This is a genomic window from Xanthomonas sp. F10, assembly GCF_014206815.1.
GTDB classification, from domain to species: domain Bacteria; phylum Pseudomonadota; class Gammaproteobacteria; order Xanthomonadales; family Xanthomonadaceae; genus Xanthomonas_A; species Xanthomonas_A indica.
Genome location: NZ_JACHNP010000003.1, coordinates 379,851 through 399,820, shown reverse-complemented (window position 1 = coordinate 399,820; position 19,970 = coordinate 379,851). Strand labels below are relative to the sequence as shown.

Below are 19,970 nucleotides of genomic sequence, written 5' to 3'. Positions count from 1 at the left end.
CCATCGATTGCGTGACAGCGGCACCCTACCGTGCCGCATGGCGTGCGCTGCGGCGCCTCAGCGCGGCGGCGGGAACGCCCACACGCTGTGCGGATCGCCGCCCTGCCCGCGACGGTACGCCGCGCGCGCCATCTGCCAGTAGGCCCAGGCCAGCAGCAACGCACAGGCGTCGATCGCCAGCAGGGTGCCGCTGCTCCACGGCGCCACCCAACCGGCGGCACCGCGCAACCCGGCCAGCGGCACCAACGCGGTCAACGTCGCGCAGGCCAGCAGCAGTTCGTAGGCGCCGCGCGCCGTCGGCCGCAGCAGCGCCCAGGCCACCGCGAGCGCGAACACCGCGTAGTACGCGCCACGCTCCATGCCCGGCGGCAGCAGGCGCGCAGCCACGAACAGCGCCGAGACCCCGGCCACGCAGCCCAGGCACACGCCGGTGGTGAGCCGTGCCATGAGGTGGGTGCGCAACGGCTGCGCGTGCTGGCGGCGCTTGCGCCGTGCTTCCACCCACAGCAGGTTGCCGCTGTAGAACAGGAAGGCGCCGCCGAGCCCGAGCAGGAAGTACAGCCACTGCAGCGGCCAACGCCCGTAGTTGCCGAAGTGCAAGGTCTGCAGGCCGCGCAGCGCGGCCACGCCCGGCGACATGGTCTGCGGCGACAGCACCCGCAGCACCTGGCCGTCGGCCGCGCGCAGCGCCACGCCGCCGAGGGTGTTGAGCCGGCGCTGGTCCTGGTGGCCGTAGAGCTCGACCTGCGCGTTGGCGTCGCCGGCGTCGTGGAAGGACAGGCTCTCCGGCACGAAGCCGGGATTGGCCGCGCGCGCCCGCGCCACCAACTCGGCCACCGGCAGCATCGGCGCAGGCACGTGCGCGGGCTGCACGTGCGGGGCCAGTTCGAAGTCCGGCTGCAGCACCTGCATCAGCTTGCCGTCGAACACCAGGTACTGGAACGGCGCCAGCAGCAGCACGCCCAGGGTCAGCACCGCGCCGGACCAGGCGAAGATCACGTGGAACGGCAGCGACAGCATGCCGATGGCGTTGTGCGCGTCCTGCCACAGGCGCTTGACGTTGCGGCCGCGGCGCAGCGCGAACAGGTCCTTGAGCAGCACCGGCGCATACAGCACCACGCCGCTGACCAGGGCCAGCCCGTACAGCAGGCAGACCACGCCGAACAGGTAGGTGCCGAAGGTGCGCGGCAGGCCGGCAGTGAAATGCAGGTCGTACAGGAAGTCCACGAAGCCGCTGCGCTGCGGCAGTTGCAGCGGTTGCCCATCGGCGCCGGGCTGGAACTGCACCATGCCGCCGAAGGCCTGCTGTGCGGCCGGCCCGAACGCATACAGCTGCGGCAACGCGCGGCCCTCGCCCGGCAGCATCAGCGTGTAGGACTCGGCCAGCGCCGGATGCCGCGCCAGCACCGCATCGGCCAGCGCCTGCGCGGCCTGTTCCGGCGGCAGCGTCGGGGCGTGCAGCGCCGACGGCCGCGGCCACTGCTCCAGGTCATGGGTGAACACGTTGATCGCCCCGGCATAGAAGGCGATGAACAAGGCCATGCCGGCGAGCAGGCCCATCCAGCTGTGCGCCGACAGGAACTGGCGCAGGGTCGCGGCCTTCATGGGGTCACCTGCACGAGATGGTTGGCCTTGAGCAGGAACAGCGCCACGTAGCACAGCGCGGTCGCACCGCCCAGCCACAGCCACGCGCGTGCGCCGCTGCGGAACACGAAGGCCAGCGACATCGCGCCGATCCACGCCGGGAACACCAGCAACAGCCAGGGCAGCGTATGCACCTGCAGATTGCCCGGCCACAGCAACACGCACAGGCCGATCGCACCCACCGCCAGCGGCAGGCCGAGCACGATCGCCGCCAGCCACCTAGCCCACATCGCCAGCCCCTCGGTGCAATTGCCGCCACGCATCCAGGTACGGCAAGGCCACCGCCGCCAGCATCGTCGCGCTCAGCGCGGCGAAGACGCCGGCCCACACACCCAGCGCGGCGATCGCCGCACCCAGCGCCGCCACGCACAGCAGCGTGCCGGCCACGCGCAGCGCGCGCGCGTGCCGGCGCCAGGCCGGGCACAGCCGCTGGTGCGCGGTGGCCAGGTAGAACGCCAGCGCCGCCAGCGCGGCGGCCAGCAGATAGCCGGCGGTGGCGAGGGCGGTCATCACCAGCGCGCCTCGAAGCCGATGCCGACCACGCGTGGCGCGCCCAGGATCGCGACCGGCTCGGTGGCCCAGCGGTACTGCACGTAGTCGCGGTCGAGCAGGTTGTTGGCGAAGATCCACGCGCTCCAGTCCAGGTTCTCGTAGCCGAACTTGGCGTTGACCACGGTGCGCGAGGCCAGCTGCACGGCGCCGGCGCCGATGTCGGTGTACACGCGGTCGCGGAAGCTGGCGTTGAGGTTGGCCAGCCAGCCCCCGGCGAAGCGCCAGTTGGCGCCCAGCGCCGCGGTCCAGTGTGGCGCGTAGGCGAACTCGCGGCCGGCGTAGTCGATGACCGAGGCGCCGGCGATGGTGGCGAAGCTGTCGTAGCGGGTGCGCGCATAGCCCAGCGAGCCGTACCAGTCGAAGGCCTCGTTGGGGCGGTGGCTGGCCTCCAGCTCGGCCCCGTACAGATGCGCGCGGCCGGCGTTGACGGTGTTGTAGTCGAAGCTGTTGAGGCCGAAGTAGGCGGTGGTCTGCTTGTCCTTCCAGTCGATGTAGTAGGCGTTGGCGTTGAGGGTCAGGCGCCGGTCCAGCCACTGCGAGCGCAGCGAGGCCTCGTAGTTCCAGGTGTATTCCGGGTCGTAGGGGAAGGCCTGGCTGCGCGCTGAGTTGAAGCTGGAGCCGCCGGAGCGGTAGCCGCGCTGCACCACCAGGCTGGTCGACACGTCCGGGTTCCAGTCGTAGCGCACGCCGAGCTTGGGCAACAGGGCGTCGAAGTCGCGCGTGTTCCAGGCCACCTCGCCGTTGGCCGAGCGCACGATGCCGGCCACGCCCTGGTTGATCGCGACGATGGCCCGATACAGCGCGGTGCCGCTGGCGGCGAAGGCGGCCGGGTCGGGATAGCGGCCGGCGAAGGCGGCGGTGGTGTCGGAGGCCATGGCGTAGCGCTGGCGGTCGTAGCGCAGCCCGCCCAGCAGCGAGAAGCCGCTGCCGACCTGCCATTGGCCGTCGGCGAACAGCGCGCGGTTGCTGGAGCGGGTCGGGCTGGCGCTGACGTAGTCGACCGGAATCACCGGCAGGGCCTGCGCGTAGCGGGTGGCGATCGCGGTGGCGGTGGCGGCCGGGAAGCCGGCGCTGCGCAGCAGGCCGGCGATGGTCGTGGTCGGCGTGGCGACGTTGTTCAACAGTTGCGCGTCGTTGTCTTCCACGTGCCGCGCCCAGTACGCGCCGATCAGGCCCTGCACCGCTGCGCCGGCGTAGTGCAGGCGCAGCTCCTGCGAGGCGGTGGTGTCGTCGAGCTGGCGCTGCGCGTAGCCGGCGTTGTCCGGGCCATGGTCCATGTCCCACAGGCTGGACGAGGTGACCTTGTTCCAGGCGCTGACCGAGGACAGCGACCAGGCGTCGGAGAGCGCGTAGTCGGCCTGCAGGGTGACGATGTCGCTGTCGCTGCGGGTGCGGTCCGGGGTGTTGTTGGTGGCGTCGCGGTGCTCGAGGTAGTCGGGCAGGTCGGTGCGCACGTAGGTGTACATGTACGGGCCGGTGCGGTGCGAGCGGGTGTAGCCCAGTTGCACCTTCAGCCCGGTGATCGCCGACGGCGTCCACAGCAGCTTGCCGCGGTAGATCGCCGAGACCTGCGCGTCGTCAGCGGCCTGGCGGGTGAGGTTCCAGGTGTAGCCGTCGAAGCTGCGCTGCTCCACCGAGGCGCGGAACGCCAGCTCGTCGGGCACGATCGGCCCGCCGATCGCGCCGGCCAGGCTGCGGTCGGACGGATCGGAGGCCAGCACCCGCAGCTTGCCCTGCCAGTCCATGGTCGGCTCGGCAGTGCGCAGGACGATCGCGCCGGCCAGGGCGTTCTCGCCCTGCAGGGTGGATTGCGGGCCGCGCAGGACTTCCACCTGCTGCAGGTCCCACAGGCTCAGCGGCGCCCAGCTGATCGCTTTCCACGGCAGGGCGGCGCCGTCCAGGTAGATGGTGGCCAGCGGCGCATCGCTGCCGCCGTCGATGTTGCGGATGCCGCGGATGCTGAAGCCGGCGTCGCCATAGGTCTGCGCCATGTTGGCGGTGCGGTTGAACACCTCGTAGGCGTTCTGCAGGTTCTCCTGCTCGATGCGCGCTTCGGTGGTGACGGCGACCGAGCTGGTCGTGTCCTGCACGCTGCGGCCGCTCTTCTCGCCGGTGACGACGATCTGGTCGAGGGTGGTGGGATCAGGAGGCGGCGCGGCCTCGCCGTCGGCTGCGCGCGTTGTGGGCGCCCAGCCCAGCAGGATGGACACGACAGACAAGGTCAACACCGATCGCGCGACGCGCATGCACCACTCCCCCGAAAGACTCACGGATGAAGGCATGGCGGCGGCTGTGCCCGGCTGCCGGACCCGGCAGCGCTGGGCGCGGACTGTAGCAGAGCGGGGGCGGGGCTGCCATGGGATTTGGGATGGGTGGCAGGTTTGCTCGGGCCTCGGGCCTCGGGGTCGGAGCCCTCGGGGTCGCAGGCGGTGGCGGCAGTCGTAGGAGCGGCTTTAGCCGCGACCGGGCTTTACCGCGAAGGTCGCGGTCGCGGCTGAAGCCGCTCCTACGATTCTTCTTGTCCGGCACTCACGCTTGAAGCAACAGCAAAGGCTTTCGCCCTAACGGGCGAGTTACTTTTCTTTGCTTGTGCAAAGAAAAGTAACCAAAAGAAGCGCTTTACCACAGCCGAAGGCTGGTCAAGCACACCCTGCCTACGCGCCCTCCGCGCTGCGCGCTCCGGGTTCGCGTCCATCCCGGGGATCCGCGGAAGGGGCATCCTGCCCCTGCCGCGGACGGCGCACGTCCATGTGCGCCGCCCCTTCAGGGTTTTTCCCCGCGCTGGCCGCCGCTTCGGAAGGGAACCCGGTGAATCAAAAGCAAGAGCCAAAGCCAGGCAACAACAACAGCAACAGCAACGGCGACGGCGACGGTGACGGTGACGGTGACGACTATGGTCACAGCGACGGCAACGTGCTCCCATCAAACGCAAACGGGCAGGAGGACCATCGCCCTCCCGCCCGCTGGCGCCGGCAGGTGTTGCCGACGTGGTGCTACACGCTCTGCGATCAGTGCCAGTGCAGGTTGAACGAGACGCCGACGATGCGCGGTTCGTTGTAGACGGCCGCCATGTAGTTCTCGATCACGCCCTTGAGGTTCTTCTCGTTGGTGATGTTGCGGGCGAATGCGGCCACTTCCCAGGCGCCGTAGTCGCCGGTGTAGCCCAGCTTCAGCCCGCCCTCGAAGTTGCCCTTGGAGGTGAACTCGGTGGAGTCGTACAGCACGAAGCTGGTGTAGCCTTGCTTGTTCCAGTCGGTGGCGACGAAGAACGCGCCGCCGTCGTTGACCGGGATGTCGTAGCGGGCGGCCAGGTTGACGTTGTACTTGGGCGCATTCGGCAGCGGGTTGCCGTCGATCTGGGCGAAGGTGTTGCTGCCGATGCGGATGGTCGGATCCTTCACCGTGCACACCACCACGCCGTTCAGGCCGCACACCTGCGCGTACACGCGCTTGTCCTGGATCTCGCTGTGCAGCAGGCTCAGGCCCGCGGTCAGCGACAGGTTGGGGATCGGGCGCCAGTCCAGGTCCGCTTCCATGCCGTAGGCCTTGGCCTTGTCGGCATTGAACAGCACGCCGTTGCCGTTGGAGTCGTTGCCGTTGAGCTGGATGTCGTCGACGGTGTAGGTGAAGCCGGTGACGTTCAGGCGCAGGCGGTTGTCGAACAGGTTGCTCTTGATGCCGGCTTCCCACGACAGGATGGTTTCCGAGTCGGCGGTGGTGAAATCGGAGTTGAACACCGCCGAACGGCCCTGGATGGTCGGGCCGCGGAAGCCGCGGGCGACCTTCGCGTACACGTTGACGTTCGGGTTGATCGCGTACATCGCGCTCAGGTCCCAGCTCGGCTGGGTGTCGGCCAGGCGCACGTCGCGGCGGCCCCTGTAGGTGACCACGCCGGCCGCGGTGTCGGCGGTCTTGAGCAGCTTGGTCTCCTTGCTGTCGCGGGTCTGGCGCACGCCGGCGGTCAGGGTCAGCGCGTCGGTGACCTTGTAGGTCAGCTGGCCGAAGCCGGCCCAGGAGGTGTTGCTGTTGTGCAGGCGCACCCAGTTGTTGGGATTGCGCGCGGCAGTCTGCAGGAAGTAGGCGCGCTGGTAGAAGTCGGTGGTGTCCTTGCCGTCGAAGTAGAACGCGCCGGCCTGCCACTGCAGCGGGGCGTCGCCTTCGCTGGCCAGGCGCAGTTCCTGGGTGTACTGGTCCAGGTCGCGCACCTGGCCCATCGACTGGCCGTAGCCGTTGGGCACGCCGTTGACCGGGAAGTTGGCCGCGGCGCCGCCGTCGGTGTCGCCGCGGCTGTAGCCGGAGGTGGTCTCGTAGGCGCTGATCGAGGTCAGCGACACGCCGCCGAAGTCATAGATCGCCTTCAGCGAGGCGCCGTGGGTCTTGTACGCCTGCGGGTTGTCGTGGGCCTCGTCGTAGGCCACCTGGTCGCGCGGCACGTCGACCTTGTTGGACCCCTTGGTCAGGGCGCCGCGCAGGAACAGGGTGGAGGTGCCGTCGTAGTCGCGGGTGTGGAACGCACCGAGCAGGGAGAAGTTCTCGCTCGGCTTCAGCAGCAGCTGCAGGCGCGCGTTGCGGTCGTCGTAGCCGCCCATCGCGTCCTTCTTCGGGGTGACCGTACCGTCGGCGCTGGGGCCGGTGTAGGTGTTGTCCACCCAGTCGTCGCGGTGCTGGTACAACGTGGACACGCGGAACGACAGCACGTCGTTGATCGGGCCGCCGATGCCGCCATCGACCGAGACGGTGTTGTAGCTGCCGTAGCTGGCGGTGACGCGACCGGTGTAGTCGTCGCTGGGCTTGATGCTGTCGAACTTGACGATGCCGGCGGTGGTGTTGCGGCCGAACAGCGAGCCCTGCGGGCCGCGCAGCACTTCCACCTGGTCCACGTCGTAGACCGGGTTGGACTTCAGCACCACGTGCTCCAGCACCACGTCGTCCTGGATGATCGACACCGGCTGCGAGGCGCCGAGGTAGAAGTCGATGTTGCCCAGGCCACGGATATAGAAGCGCGGGAAGATGCGGCCGGTGGTGGTTTCGGCGTAGAAGCTGGGCACGCGGCCGGACAGCGCCAGCAGCGTGTCGTCGCCGCCGGCGGTGAAGTCGCGCATCGCCTCGCCCTGCACCACGCCCACCGATACCGGCACCTCCTGCAGGTTCTGCTCGCGGTGTTCGGCGGTGACGATGATGGTGTCCAGCGAGGTCGCCGCATCGCCATTGCCGGCGGCATTGGCCGGGCGGGTCTCGCTGCCGGCCAGCGACGGCGCGCTGTCCTGCGCGGCAGCGGCGGCGGCGACCGAGGCCAGCACCAGGGCGGCGCAGGCCTGCGCCAGGCGAGTACGGGCCGGCGCGGCGCGCGCGGTCAGCGGGCGCGGGGAGAGAGAGGGATGCAGCATGTCGGATCCTTGTGAGCGCGCAAAATCGAGTCCGTTCGGCTTGCGCAGCAGCCCGCGACGGCATGCGCCATTCTATGGCGCAGCGCGGCACGATATGTCGTCTGTGTTGCAACGCCATTGCAGTGACGGCGCGGCGGCCACGACGCGACGGTGCATGACCGGCCGACGTCGCGCGACGCGGCTGCAGCAGACATGCGTAGACCTGCATGCGCCACGGCGCCGGCCAGCTTCGCACATCACGACACCGTGCAGACACCCCGGCCACGGCCGATCGACGCGGCGCAGCCGATGCTGGCCCTGTCGTGCGCCACGCGTCCTGGCCATGCGGCCCCACGCCGCCGCGCCGCCTTTGGAGACCCCATATGCGCCAGATCCTGTTCGTTCCCTTGTTGCTGACCCTGGTTGCCTGCGGCCGCGACCGCACCGAACCCGCCACGCAGCCGCCCGGCGCGGCCGAGAGCGCCAAGACCCGGGTGCTGGAAGCCGGCGCCAAGGCGCTGCAGGACGATGGCCCGGCCGCGGTGCTGGACATCCACCTGGTCGGCTTCCATCCCATGCGCGACCACCCGCACCAGCAGATGGAAGCCCACCACTTCTGCCGCCAGGTCAACGAGGACTTCGCCCAGTGCGCCCTGTTCGACGGCGACACCGCGCAGGCCAACCTCACCGGCGTGGAGTACATCATTTCCGAGGTGCTGTTCCAGCGGCTGCCGCCGGAGGAGCGCCACTACTGGCATCCGCACAACGGCGAGATCCTGTCCGGCCAGTTGTCCGCGCCCGGCCTGCCGCTTACCGCGGAGAAGGCGCTGATGCGCAGCAAGCTCAACAGCTACGGCAAGACCTGGCACACCTGGCATTCGCGCCGCGGCGCGGAGCCCGGCGATGCCCTGCCCCTGGGCAAGCCCATGCTGGCCTGGTCGTTCAACCGCGACGGCGAACTGCAGCCGGACCTGCAGGCCCGCCGCGACGCCATCGCCCCGCACCGCAGCGCCGAGCTGCGCGCCGATCGCCAGGACCTGACGCCGCTGGCCAAGCCGCAGCAGGGCGTGGACCTGCTGCGCGACGCGTTTCCCAAGGCCACGCCGATTCCTGGGGTGGTGGAGGCGGGGACGGAGGAACGGTAGGGGCCCGGGAAGCCGTGCGCCGGCGACGTCATTCAGGCCGAAGATCCCGCCTCGGAGCGGGCTTATGCCACGTGCGGCAGGGCCTGCAGCGGTGCCGGCATCGGCACTGCGCCCCGTGTTTCGCGCCGGTGGACATCAAGGTGTGCAGCGCTCCGCCGCGAATTCGGCCAGGCGCTGGGTGAGCGTTCCTTCCTGCCACGCGATGTCGAGAATCACCCAGCGCTCGTCTTGCCGACCGAGCACCACCGTGTCCGTCCACTGCAGGCTGTCGACGGCCAGGCGGGCGCGCACCCGTGCGGTATCGCCCTTGACCCGAGCGGTCGTCGAGACCAGCGCCGTGGGCTGATCCGGCCACAGGAAGAACGGGCTCTGGTCCAGCATGTGCGGCTTGACGTCGGCCGGCACAAGCTTCGCGCAGGCCGCCTCGTAGGCACGCTGCGCCTCCAGCGCCGCGAACAATTCCCGCCCCAGCAGATGCCGCACCTGCGCAACATCCCCGCCCGCGTGCTCGGGCGCGAGCGCCCAGGCATAGAACGCCTGCACAGTGCGCACCGGCGACTCTCCCGCGGTGGCGGCGAACGCGCTCAGCCACAGGCTCATCGCACACAGAAACCGCAGTCCCCTCATGGATCGCCGACCCCTTTGGCCGCCGGGCGCGGCATGGCGATCCTCGGTTAGCCGCTGCGCGCCGTCAATGCGAGCGCTCTCTCGTGCGCGCCAGCGGCCGGGGTGGACGCAGCAATCCGTTGGATTTGAAAGCGAGACACATCCGGTCTCACCGAGCCTCCACCCACGTAGGAGCGGCTTCAGCCGCGACGGGCGTTCCCGTTAAAGCCTGTCGCGGCTGAAGCCGCTCCTACGCAGCGACAACACGTTCCGCTGAGTCACAGCAAAAAGGCCCCTATCAGCACGGCCCTTAGTCGCTGTCCACCCCGAGCACGCTCAGGCGCAGCGGCGGTGCATCCGAGCCGGTTGGCGCATGCGCCAAGGTGCCGGTCACCCGCACCACCTGCCCGGTGCCTTCCTCGCGCAGATGCGCCGCCTGGTCCGCGGTGACCGCCAGCCGCAGCCGACGCACCTGCTCGTGCCGCGGCTGCCGCCCGTCCGCCGACGCCGCCACGCACACCGGCTGCGGCAGGATCAGCACCTCTTCCTGGGTCGCTGCCGCACCGGCATCGATATGCGTGTGCGCATGCGGCGCGGTAGGCGCGGCGTTCCCAGTGGACGATGGCGCCAAGATGCCGGACAAGGTGACCTGGGTCGGCCCATACGGCAGGCAGTGCTTGGGCGCTGCCATCACCTCGGGCACAGTGCCGAGCAGCAACAACGGGAACAGCGACAGGCTTCGGATCGGCATCGTGGCGGGCACAGACGGAGACGGGCCGCCGAGCATACCCAAGCGCGATGGCGGGCGTGCTGCAGCCGGCGGCATCACTGGCGTGCGCGGCACCGCGTTGCCGCCGAGACGGCAGCGGCGGTCAGGGTTCGCGCTCCACCACCAGGTCGGTGAACTGCGGTTCGGCGGCGATCAGCGCATGCACCCGCGCAAAGCATGGATCGTCGTCGCGCATCGCATGGCGGCCGAGCAGCCGTTCCCAGAACGAGCGCTCCTTGTCGATCTGCAGCATCCAGGTATGGTTGCCGTCGACCTCTTCCTCGGCGTAGGCGCCGACCAGGTAGGTGCGCCCCTGGCATTCCGCTTCGGACGCCCAGCCCCAGTCCTCCGGGTCCGGCTCGGACAAGACCATGGCGTCGCCCACACGCATGCGCAGCCAGTCCAGCAGCGAGCTGCCGCGGATCGGATTGATCGGATTCTCCGGCTCGGCGCTCACCTCGAGCAGGCGGGAGCGGAAATGGATGACAGGATGCATGCGGCAGCTTGACTCTCGAACGATCGGGGGGCGGACGCGCGCATCGCCGCGGCTGCGTCATGGCGCGCAGGCGCGGATGGGCGGTCCCGGAGGGTAACGCACGCGCGGCGGTCCAGGTGGACAGCGGTGCGGCACGTCATGTAGCTCGTGCGGCCTACGCAGGCGCCTGCGGCACGCAGAGACGGCACTCGCAGCAGCCAGCGACCAGCGCCGGACACCATGGTGCCGCAACCGTCCAGATCCATTGCAGCATGCCTGCATGACAACTCATCGCATCCGCCGTAGACAGGCACATGCGCCCAGAGACGCCCAGCTACCGATCGCAGCGGCGAGCCACACGTCGGCGACCTTGCGGCAGGCCGAGGCGCAAGCCAGGGAGGAAAAGGAGTCGCCGGGAGGGCCCTACTGCAGCGGCGCCGCGCCCTGGCGTTGCCAGAACGTCAGCCGCGCCTCGATGCCACACCACAACGGAAGCACCCACCCAGCGGACAGCAGCGCGATCGCGAGGGCAAGCAGTCGCTACCTCATGGCACGCCACCGTGTGCTGGCGTCGCCACGTGCCGACAAACACCATCCGAGTTATCAGGCGGATCGGCAACGTCGGCAGGAACGTGCAGGCCGGCCGACTGTCCCGGTTGCCCTGAGGCGATCACGGCAACGCGTCGGCACGCCGTCATGGTGCTTGCTACGGCTCTGGCTCCAGATCCGGCTCGAACGGACGATCGGGCAGGCGCTGCCCGCACCACGGACAGAACTGCACGCAGATCGCGTCATTGAGGTACCAGGTCGGATCCTCGCCACGGAACAACTCGAACCCGATCCGCACCACCCTGTCCGGCTTGGTCACCGCCTCGAACATGCTGAAGCAGCAGTAGCGAGCGACGCGCTCGCGCCACGCCCCGCTCTCGGGAAACTGCGCCTCCAGCCAGAGCGCGCTCCAGGCCTGGCATGCCGTGCATTGCGCCAGATGCGACAGCGCAGCGTAGATCGGTGGATCAGGAAAGTGCTCCTCTTCCACCTCAATCAAGCCTTCGAGCGCCATCACCAGTTCGGGCCTTTGGTGAATCTGATCGCGCAGCGCCGACAGCGTGTGTCGGGTGATGAAGCAGGTGCCGGAATGTGGCATCGGTGCAATCCTTTGCAGTCCAAGGCCAGGGAGCGTAGCGCGGTGCAGCCGCTTCGAGGTTAAGCGCCCGCCGCGCTCCACAGCGCATAGCCCAACAACCCAAATCCCACCAGGGCAAACCCGCCCCAGAAGGCCGCCGCGTCGGCCGAAACCACGCGTGGGGCCAGATAGGCGCTGCGCCTGCCGGATTTGCTGCGCCGTTTGCTGCTCCACGGTTCGACGCTGTAGTAGCCGAACGAGAACGTCGGCACCACGAGCATGCCGACGACATAGCACAGACCGTAGAGGACGATCTCGACCAGCGGGCGCAGGACCACCTCGGTCAACAGGCTTGCGGGCATGGTGTCACCTGATCCAGACAGAAGTGGTGTGCGGCGTTGGCCACGCCGCTGCGCCGAGGCTGCATGCGATGCTCGCCGAGCGGCCACTGGCCGTCAACGGCCGGAGCGCCCGATCATCGGCTGTCGCTCAGCAGCCGCTGCACCAGCTCGAATCCGAGCACCGACATCGAGGGATAGCGCGCGTATTCGTCCACCGACAGCATCCGCACGAAGGTGTCGCCTTCGTGCAAGGCGCCGGCGATATGGAAGGTCAGCAACTTCCTGGCGTCTTGGGGCAGCGGCGCGTGGCCGACGATCTGCCATTCGCCGCTCCTGAGTTTCCGGGTGCCGGTGAACAGCATTCGGATGTCCTTGTCGCCATCGCGCACCGGCAGCGGCTGTGCCGGCGACGCGCCAAGCGTCGGTTCCGATGCCTGCTGTTCCAGCACACAGAAACCGACCACCTTGCGATAGTCGCCCTGCGGCGCCCACAGCACTTGGCAGAGCGCGTACGTCCCCGCATCCAACGGGATCGCGAAGACATCGCCGGCCAGGTACTTCACTGCCATTCCACCATCCTCTTGCATCCGAGAACTGGATCGCAAGGGTATCCCTGCGGCGTGCCTGATGGCATCTACCTGACAAGTCGAGGCGTTCGCCGGGGTCGATGCCGCTGCCCCTGCCGGCCAGACACCCGCCACATCCTCGCCACCGATTCACTCGCCACCGGTTCACCCGCAATGGACCACACTACCGCCCCACCTTTGGAGCGACTCTGATGCACAAGACCTGGCTGCTCGCCTTGTTGGCAGTTCCCGCACTGGCCTACGCGGCGCCGGACGAGGACACGGCGATGTGCCGCAATGGCGGCTTCCCCATGAGCACGGCCGGGTTCTCGCTCGCCAAGGTCGCGGTGCCGCGCCTGTACCTGCTCAACGACGACGACGGCTGCCCGGCCAAGGGCGAAGCCGCGTGCCGGCAGCGCGCCTATGTGGTCAAGGACGACACGGTGATCCTGGCGCAGCGCAAGGGCGGCTTCGTCTGCGCGTTCTACCCCAACAAGGTCGGCGGCAGCGCCGGCTGGGTGGCAGCGTCCAGCGTGCAGCCGCTGCCGGCGACCGCCGCACCGAAGCCGCAGGCCTGGGTGGGTCACTGGCACGACGGCGACAACGAACTGCAGCTGATCGCCAACGGCGACGGCACCCTCACCGCCAACGGCGATGCCTACTGGCCAAGCGCCAACCCGAGCCCCGATCAGGCCCCTGGTGGGCCGCACCTTGGTTCCTTGACCGCGCGTGCCTTTCCGGAAGGCAATCGGCTGGAACTCAGCCAGGACGACTGCAAGGTCCGCCTGCAGCTGGTCGGCGACCTGCTGGTGGCATCGGACAACCTGGAATGCGGCGGCGCCAACGTGAGCTTCAGTGGCGTGTACCGGCGCGAGGCGGCGAAGCGCTGAGGCGTGACCTCTGCGGTTTTCGCGTTGCGTGTAATCCGGGCGGCGATGTGGTGCCGCCCGGGTTCTCACTTAGAAGATCGCGTCCCGCGATGTGATTCCAGTTTGCGTCACAGACCCACGCTTTGCGCGACAAGCTCCGCGAAGACCCACACATCGCCCTTGTCATAGGTCTCGGGCGCTTCCGTTCCGCCCAGCGTCGGATACGGTTGCGGATATAGATCTGTCCGGGCTTCAACGGGCCCAGACGCGCAGCGATCGCCCGGACGTGGTCGCCGCGCAACACGTACTCCTCGAAGCCCGGATCGCGCAGGATCGCCGCCTCGAACGCCGCAGTGGAGGCGTGCGCGCCATACGACTTGCCGGCAGCCTTGAACGGATGCAGCACCGCGTAATCCTGGCTGGCCGGATCATGCAGAAAGAAGTGGCCGAGACTCGAGTAGCCGACGACGACGGTATACGCCGGGAACGCGTCCGCCCAGGGGCCGAGCACCACGTGCGATTCCGGCGTGATCAGGTAATACAGCGGGACGTTCGTCGCGTCGGCGCGCTCTGCACTCTGGCTCATTGGAGACCTTGCGGCGATGGCGTGCCAGGATACCAAGCCACGCGCTTCCGCCTGCTGTCATCGTGTTCACCTAGGCCTTGGCGACGACTCCGTAGCACTTGGCCGATCCATCCAGGAAGAACTGCACGTTGTGCTCTTCGCACCAGGCCTCCAGCTCGGCCTTGAACACCGGCCACAGCTCACGCGCCCATGCAGGTGCGCTCTGCGCCCAGGCGTGCTCGGTGGGCACGTAGACAGACGGCACGCCCATCGGGAAATCCAGCACGAACTCGCCGCCCGGGCCGATGCAGACGAGTTCTTCCTTCCATCGGGGTTGGAATTGGAATGTGGTCATGGGGGGAACGCGCCCTGGGAATGCTGCGCTAACGGCGACGCGAGATTCTAGATCAGTCACGTGCCTCAGTTACCTACCCACCAGAGGCGGGCAGCCTTCAGAAAACAGAACAGCGCCACAGGCGCGGTGATGTAGACGCCAACCCGCACGCCCGAAAGATACGACGCGCGATCGACAGTGGGACGCATCACCCTAGCCCACGTCCGCTCGCTCGCGGCAAGACGCCAAAACGACCAGGCAGATAGAGCAAGAACAATACCGGCAACGGTCAACGACGCCGACGTAGCGAATTCACCGTTCCAGTTGTCGAGATAGCCAGCAAAGCTTAGCCCGGGGAACCAGACCAGAAGAACGGCCAGGGCGAACCTGGGTCGGAGCAGGCCGAGGTGAAATGTTCTTGGCCACTTCCAGTTTGCAAACATGTGCGTAGGTCGGTGTTGGCTTCAATGAAGGGATAGACAGTTACACGGCGCCGGGCATCACGGCTAACACAAAGATGTCAAGCAGAATGGCGAAGAAGCGAATCCCAGCGGGGGCATCCAATACATGCCATTTTGGTGCTTCCATGGCGTCGCGGTCATGCACCCAGTTGATCCTTCAGCGCTTCTAGCGACATCACCCGCTGCCTCAGCGCATCGAGCCGAATGGATTCGTGTTCCTCGTACATGATCTCGGCCCCATCCTCAAGCGACTCATAGATGGGCAGGAGCTGCGTGACACCTTCGAATACCCACTGGACAGGAATCCCGTCGGGACCGCCCTTGTAGGGATCGGTCGTCGTCTCCGCCACGGCAACAACCTTCCTATAAGCCTCGTCGAAGTCAGGAGCACTGACAATGACCGTGTTTTCCCATGCTAGAAACTCTTCTTGCGGGTCGTCGTTACCAACGGCATCGAGTTCGATGAAGCGAATCACGTAGGTACCTACATACCAACCTACGGGAGAACTGCCTTTCTGACAGGTCGACATAAGCGTACATCCTGGATGGGGGGCCACCATGCGAATCAACATTGACTGAGTCTTGGAAGCCAATTCCGCCGGCAAGCCACGTCTATGTCGACTCAAGCGCCGAGCACGTCGGGCGAGAGTTGCTTGAAGAAGTCGCTGAAGACCTCGCCGTTCATTAGCTTTTCTCGCTTCTCGACATAGCTAAAGACGGGGACCGAAACCTTTGCCGGGTTTTCGTCCATCCGTCCCATCGTGAGAAAAGCGCCGTCGCTGTCCCGCGCGACACACCAACGCAGGGCGGTGCGTTGCTGCAACAACTTGCCGAAGGCGAAGCCAAGTCCCTCGACCAATGCCGTGTGTTCGGGGCGGTCGCTCTCTTCATCGACCAACCAGGACGTGCGGACTAGATCGAGATACTCCGGTTCCGGGGTGTACCCTTGCGAAAGGTCTACGTCTGGCATGTAGCGCCGGTTGAGCATTTGAAACGAAGGCGCGCACTCCGCCTCGAGTTCAGCGACCTCTCGATCGGACAGAAAATGGGTTATTTCGAAGGTGTACTTGCTCATGGCATCCCATCGCGATCCGATCGCCTAGGCTCGGTGTGGCGTGATCCTTACCGAGTGATCGGCGCAGTCAATCCGTCCTTGTTGGCCGTACCCATCCTGACGACGTCAGTTTTTGGTTCAGCGGATGTGCCAAGCAAGTCAGGGAGCCGATTCGATACACCTGCGTTAGTCGGCCCCAACTCATGGCGCTGTGTAGGTGCCTTCGACCTTGCCAAGGATCTTGTGGAAACCCAGCCCGTACGCGACGTGGTCACCAGAGAATGTCGTGCCGGTGATGGTTCCGACGTAGGAGTCGTACCCATCACAGACCGTGTTGATCAGGAGAACCTCCAACTGGCCATCCGTTATTGTGTAGGCGGGGGTCTTGGTATAGCGCCCGGGATCAGATACAACATGTGCCTGCTTCCACTCACCGGAAATACATGTCTTGGCCGGCTGGTCAGTCAACTCGAACGTCAGCTTCCTGATCTCCTTTCCGGCAGCATTGGTCTCGACAAAGGCAACCCTTGAATAGTGATGTTGAGGTTGAGCGTTGCAAGCCGCAGCGAAGAAGAAGCATGCTGCAATCGAGAGGTTTCTGATCATGCCAGTAGCACCATATTAGATGAGTAGCAGAAAGAAAAATGTCCACACCAGAAATAAACCGCGCATCCCTCTGAAGACCTTCGGAATGGGTCGATCTCCACGATCCCGAGAAACAGTACTAACTCTTCTACGAGGTCTCGGCAGCGACTGAGCATGTAACAGACGCAGCAGCGATTTCGATAAGGCCACCGACAAGATACAGATGACTCGCCACTTGTGACTCCCCACAGATGAAGTCCGTGATGTTTCCAGGCCCGGCGTGTGCCTGCAGCACATCCATGTCGCTGATCTGATTGAACCGCGTGACGTCGCGAAAATTAAGGACCGCAGGTACCCTGACGCGCGATTGACTAGATGGGTAATAGGCGAGCCGGATCTCGACGGTACGCTCCACCGGGTCGAGGCAAACGCCCAACAGCGTCGCGTCGTGGAAGTCGAGTTGGGACAGATCCATTGGTTGCGCCTGATGTGCTTAGTGGTGGGTCGACGCCAACAACGGGTTGGGTGGGTCAAAGCTATCGTATGCCCGCATCCTGCCAGCATAGAAGCCTTCAAACACAAACTGGAACCGCGCGCGCAGGCCGCTGACGTCTTCGTCGGAGACGCCCTTGATTGCAAACACATCGTTCGGATCGAAGTGGCAGCCAAGAAGCATCAGCACGAAGCTGAAGACGCGGAACAGGTGCCATGCCTCTCGCGCTCAAGTTCGCCATCGGTCACCAAGTCGTACAGGGCCTTCTCCAGAAACCAGTACTCATCCCAGTCCAAACGCATCTCTTCATGGAGGCGGCCGACGAACGAGCCGTCGTCATATGCGCCGCATCGGGCGAAGTTGCGGGCAACACCGTTGTGGCATTCAGAGCGCTATCCGCTTGCATTGCGTCGATCCACTGAATGCAATCGGTCCGAATGAGTCAGCGGGTTTTGGGGTCATGCCGGCCTCGCGCGCCAAGCACAAGGATGATGAGTGAGCCGATGGTGCAGCACCCTGCGCCCAAGAGGAGGGGATCCAATAGTCTTGCGACAAGATAGGCGCTGCCGATGACGTATTGAAGCAGGGAGATGAAGACGCATAACACCACCAGAACCATCAGAAGGATGCCGACAGCGCCAAACATCACGCCAAGGGTCCTCATCCTACTCGGCAGGCCACCAGCCGCCCGGAGAGCGGAATAGTTCACCGAAGCACACATGACAAAGAGCAGCGCCACAATCCCTAACCGAATCGCTGTACCGTCCATCTGTGGCCTATTTGTTCCTCTTGCCGCAGAAGCGCGGCGTGAAGCGATCCTCGAGCAGGTCCGCTCAGCACTAGCGCTATGGCTACTGTAGAACGGGGGTCAGACTGAATTTTTTAAAGGTATCACACGCAAGAAAGTGTATGCCCTGGTTTCTGGCTTGAATGAACTGTTAGCGCGAATTTGCTGTCGCACTACGCCTCAGCATGTACTTGATGGCATGTGCTTGGCTACCAAGTATGACAACTACTGGCGCAAACCAAGCTAGTGCGTATTGCCAGAAGTAGCCATCCTTGTGATCAAGGGCCGCCCACAGAACTGAAATGAGGACGGAACCGATAAGGGTTGGAAGTGTGTACGCGCGTGTAGCTACGGAGCGCGATCGAATCACGAGCCACATGATGGACACGATGCTTACAAGCCAAGCGATTGGGAAGATGATCTCGACACCCATGATCTGCGCTCAAATACCTGAGTTAAGCCGTGCCGCGAACGGCGTCGGATTGGACGAATTGTTAGGCTCCAAGCCAGTGATGCAGAGCATCGCCAAGTTCCCACTGTTCGAAACCCGGATTTGCAATGACACCATCGCTATCTAGGGGCGACACATTGACGCCCTCTTCTACGTCTTCGTAGTACAACACTTCATTACCACGTTCCGCTACGACAAAGACGGACTCAACATTGTCTCCGCGAACGATGGGCGTTGCACGCGGCGCCATCCTAATCTGTTTGAATGCCTTTTGCTGGGTAGTTTTTACAGCCACCGAGCTCTCGCTCGATCAGTTGGCTAAGCTCATCTGCTGTGATCGGCTTCCATGTATCCATTGGGGCCTAACGCCTGAAGTAAGCCGACCCGCGAATTGGATTCGGCTTGTTGGCGGAAGTCAACGGTCCAGCTGATCCGTAAGGGATGTCTCACTGCATCAGCACGTGGTGCCGAGTGTCACCAATAGGTGCACGGACCTGTCAGGGGGTGCATCATCCTGTGGTAGCGCAATGGGACTGCTGGTGCCGGCGGCGACGATGGTCTTGATCTGGCATGCGGGAATGCCCTGCTCCAGCAGATAGTCATAGACAAGTTCAGCGCGACGTGCCGACAACATCATGCACGATGCAGGGCTGCACTCAGTTGCGTTCGCCCTCCCCATCAAGTCGTAAGCGACGTTCGGATACTCCTTCATGATCGAGACATTCATCTGTAGATTCTCGAGTTGAAGCCCACCCGTGTTATCCGTCGATTGCTCAAGGTTCTCCCCTACAAGCGGATGTCCCTGTCTGAAGTAGACCGGCCGCCAGTCGAGCGACATCGACTGCGCCGGACCTGCCACCAACACGATGGCGAAGAGCGTCAATATCTTCACTGCGGCAACGCGGATCGCTTGCATGTGTCATCCCCTTATTGATCCGATGCGTGAAGTGTTCGGCTTGGCAACTCAAGTCTGTACGAACAGCACAACACGATAGTACGGCTCGGCGAGAAAGCCCATAGCGCACTGCCTATGGCCGGGTCACACACTGTTAGCGTGGGATGCGCCTTGAGGTTAGTTCTATAGTATCGGACACTTATGATTGATAAATGTCGATGACGTGCCGCGGCTGAAACCAAATAGGTAACCCCGCTCGAATTTCTTCTGTGCAGTATGGATCATTGTCCAGGACACCAAAGTACCATCCGTTCTGTCGCGCTTGAACCTGAACCCACATTCGTTCACCGCGGTCTTTGAGTTCGCCCGACGCGCTGCAAACACGGATGTAGAAGCAGACCTTTACCAGCACTCCGATCTCAAGCGATGCGCGTTGGACAAGAGGAGGCACCCAGTAGGTATCTGGATGCTCGGCATGCGCGACTTCGCCATCGCCGATCATCCAGCCGTCGTCGTCCAGTGTCGTCAGACGCGGGATGTGAGTACTAGATGGATCCAGAGCAATCTGGACAGGAAGCTCACGAATGTTCTCGGGTACGTCCGCGCCAGGAACCGAATGATATTCGAGAGTGAGTTGCCCATCGGCGAGGACACAGATGAAGCCACATTTCGTGTCTCCAGCGCGGCCAAGGACGGAAGGACTGCGAAGCGTCTGAGCTGCAGTGGGTAAGGATGCATGAGCAACCGATACCGAATAGCCGCCTTCAGTTTGGCTGTAATCGCTGAGTTCCGTCGCCGAACAGATGGCATGGAACTGAGCCGGCTCCAGCACACCGTAGGTCAGCAGACCAATCGCCTTGATTTCGAACTCGCGGAGTGCCGGCAT

Annotated in this window: 24 protein-coding genes; 3 read left to right on the top strand and 21 right to left on the bottom strand. The window is 65.2% G+C overall.

Going from position 1 to position 19,970, the window contains the following annotated elements:
• Positions 1–57 precede the first annotated feature (57 nt).
• The 5 genes from FHR56_RS18535 to FHR56_RS18515 form a co-directional block, all read right to left on the bottom strand.
• Positions 58–1,605, bottom strand: a complete 1,548-nt coding sequence (locus tag FHR56_RS18535; RefSeq protein WP_184502764.1) for a PepSY-associated TM helix domain-containing protein — start codon at positions 1,603–1,605, stop codon at positions 58–60.
• Positions 1,602–1,874: a hypothetical protein gene (locus FHR56_RS18530; protein ID WP_184502819.1), complete on the bottom strand. Its 273-nt coding sequence runs from the start codon at positions 1,872–1,874 to the stop codon at positions 1,602–1,604. The genes FHR56_RS18535 and FHR56_RS18530 overlap by 4 nt, the downstream gene beginning before the upstream one ends.
• Positions 1,864–2,154: a hypothetical protein gene (locus FHR56_RS18525; RefSeq protein ID WP_184502763.1), complete on the bottom strand. Its 291-nt coding sequence runs from the start codon at positions 2,152–2,154 to the stop codon at positions 1,864–1,866. The genes FHR56_RS18530 and FHR56_RS18525 overlap by 11 nt, the downstream gene beginning before the upstream one ends.
• The gene (locus FHR56_RS18520; RefSeq protein ID WP_345776741.1) at positions 2,154–4,406 is read right to left on the bottom strand and encodes a TonB-dependent receptor; all 2,253 of its coding nucleotides are present in this window, start codon (positions 4,404–4,406) and stop codon (positions 2,154–2,156) included. Before FHR56_RS18520 ends, FHR56_RS18525 begins: the two co-directional genes overlap by 1 nt.
• 798 nt (positions 4,407–5,204) lie before the next feature.
• Positions 5,205–7,583 (bottom strand): TonB-dependent receptor, encoded by a 2,379-nt coding sequence (locus FHR56_RS18515; protein ID WP_184502762.1) that lies wholly within the window; start codon positions 7,581–7,583, stop codon positions 5,205–5,207.
• Positions 7,584–7,945: 362 nt separating this feature from the next.
• Between FHR56_RS18515 and FHR56_RS18510 the strand changes: the two genes are divergently transcribed.
• Positions 7,946–8,707 (top strand): OBAP family protein, encoded by a 762-nt coding sequence (locus FHR56_RS18510; protein ID WP_260400330.1) that lies wholly within the window; start codon positions 7,946–7,948, stop codon positions 8,705–8,707.
• Between the two features lie 135 nt (positions 8,708–8,842).
• On the opposite strand, the gene FHR56_RS18505 is transcribed toward FHR56_RS18510, so the two are convergent.
• The 6 genes from FHR56_RS18505 to FHR56_RS18480 all read right to left on the bottom strand — a co-directional run bounded on the left by FHR56_RS18505 (position 8,843) and on the right by FHR56_RS18480 (position 12,593).
• Positions 8,843–9,307 carry a YbjP/YqhG family protein gene (locus FHR56_RS18505; RefSeq protein WP_260400328.1) on the bottom strand — a complete coding sequence of 155 codons (465 nt, stop codon included), beginning with the start codon at positions 9,305–9,307 and terminating at the stop codon, positions 8,843–8,845.
• A gap of 316 nt (positions 9,308–9,623) precedes the next feature.
• Positions 9,624–10,064, bottom strand: a complete 441-nt coding sequence (locus tag FHR56_RS18500) for a hypothetical protein (RefSeq protein ID WP_184502761.1) — start codon at positions 10,062–10,064, stop codon at positions 9,624–9,626.
• Between the two features lie 121 nt (positions 10,065–10,185).
• Entirely contained in the window at positions 10,186–10,578 is a 393-nt protein-coding gene (locus tag FHR56_RS18495; RefSeq protein WP_184502760.1) for a hypothetical protein, read from the bottom strand.
• Between the two features lie 685 nt (positions 10,579–11,263).
• Complete coding sequence (locus FHR56_RS18490) at positions 11,264–11,704, bottom strand: hypothetical protein (RefSeq protein ID WP_184502759.1); 441 nt, start codon at positions 11,702–11,704, stop codon at positions 11,264–11,266.
• Between the two features lie 59 nt (positions 11,705–11,763).
• Entirely contained in the window at positions 11,764–12,045 is a 282-nt protein-coding gene (locus tag FHR56_RS18485; protein ID WP_184502758.1) for a hypothetical protein, read from the bottom strand.
• 113 nt (positions 12,046–12,158) lie between these two features.
• Positions 12,159–12,593, bottom strand: a complete 435-nt coding sequence (locus tag FHR56_RS18480) for an Imm26 family immunity protein (protein WP_184502757.1) — start codon at positions 12,591–12,593, stop codon at positions 12,159–12,161.
• Positions 12,594–12,802: 209 nt separating this feature from the next.
• Here FHR56_RS18480 and FHR56_RS18475 point away from each other — a divergent pair, with 209 nt between their 5' ends.
• Complete coding sequence (locus FHR56_RS18475; RefSeq protein WP_184502756.1) at positions 12,803–13,480, top strand: hypothetical protein; 678 nt, start codon at positions 12,803–12,805, stop codon at positions 13,478–13,480.
• Here FHR56_RS18475 and FHR56_RS18470 read toward each other — a convergent pair.
• The 8 genes from FHR56_RS18470 to FHR56_RS18435 all read right to left on the bottom strand — a co-directional run bounded on the left by FHR56_RS18470 (position 13,443) and on the right by FHR56_RS18435 (position 17,140).
• Positions 13,443–14,045 (bottom strand): hypothetical protein, encoded by a 603-nt coding sequence (locus FHR56_RS18470; RefSeq protein ID WP_260400326.1) that lies wholly within the window; start codon positions 14,043–14,045, stop codon positions 13,443–13,445. The two genes, FHR56_RS18475 and FHR56_RS18470, sit on opposite strands and share 38 nt — an antisense overlap.
• Before the next feature lie 70 nt (positions 14,046–14,115).
• Positions 14,116–14,379, bottom strand: a complete 264-nt coding sequence (locus FHR56_RS18465; RefSeq protein WP_184502755.1) for a hypothetical protein — start codon at positions 14,377–14,379, stop codon at positions 14,116–14,118.
• 65 nt (positions 14,380–14,444) lie between these two features.
• Positions 14,445–14,801 (bottom strand): hypothetical protein, encoded by a 357-nt coding sequence (locus FHR56_RS18460; protein ID WP_184502754.1) that lies wholly within the window; start codon positions 14,799–14,801, stop codon positions 14,445–14,447.
• Positions 14,802–14,956: 155 nt separating this feature from the next.
• Positions 14,957–15,349, bottom strand: a complete 393-nt coding sequence (locus tag FHR56_RS18455) for a DUF4288 domain-containing protein (RefSeq protein ID WP_184502753.1) — start codon at positions 15,347–15,349, stop codon at positions 14,957–14,959.
• A 92-nt stretch (positions 15,350–15,441) separates the two neighbouring features.
• Positions 15,442–15,894: a hypothetical protein gene (locus FHR56_RS18450; RefSeq protein WP_184502752.1), complete on the bottom strand. Its 453-nt coding sequence runs from the start codon at positions 15,892–15,894 to the stop codon at positions 15,442–15,444.
• Positions 15,895–16,074: 180 nt separating this feature from the next.
• Complete coding sequence (locus tag FHR56_RS18445; protein ID WP_184502751.1) at positions 16,075–16,479, bottom strand: hypothetical protein; 405 nt, start codon at positions 16,477–16,479, stop codon at positions 16,075–16,077.
• Between the two features lie 127 nt (positions 16,480–16,606).
• A complete protein-coding gene (locus FHR56_RS18440) occupies positions 16,607–16,933 on the bottom strand; it encodes a hypothetical protein (RefSeq protein ID WP_184502750.1) in 327 nt (108 codons plus the stop codon).
• An 18-nt stretch (positions 16,934–16,951) separates the two neighbouring features.
• Positions 16,952–17,140, bottom strand: a complete 189-nt coding sequence (locus FHR56_RS18435; protein WP_184502749.1) for a hypothetical protein — start codon at positions 17,138–17,140, stop codon at positions 16,952–16,954.
• 978 nt (positions 17,141–18,118) lie between these two features.
• Between FHR56_RS18435 and FHR56_RS18430 the strand changes: the two genes are divergently transcribed.
• Positions 18,119–18,316, top strand: coding sequence for a hypothetical protein (locus FHR56_RS18430; protein ID WP_184502748.1), 198 nt, complete (start codon positions 18,119–18,121; stop codon positions 18,314–18,316).
• Positions 18,317–18,643: 327 nt separating this feature from the next.
• Here FHR56_RS18430 and FHR56_RS18425 read toward each other — a convergent pair whose 3' ends face one another.
• Positions 18,644–19,105 carry a hypothetical protein gene (locus FHR56_RS18425; RefSeq protein ID WP_184502747.1) on the bottom strand — a complete coding sequence of 154 codons (462 nt, stop codon included), beginning with the start codon at positions 19,103–19,105 and terminating at the stop codon, positions 18,644–18,646.
• 178 nt (positions 19,106–19,283) lie between these two features.
• Positions 19,284–19,970 carry a hypothetical protein gene (locus tag FHR56_RS20530; protein ID WP_221441957.1) on the bottom strand — a complete coding sequence of 229 codons (687 nt, stop codon included), beginning with the start codon at positions 19,968–19,970 and terminating at the stop codon, positions 19,284–19,286.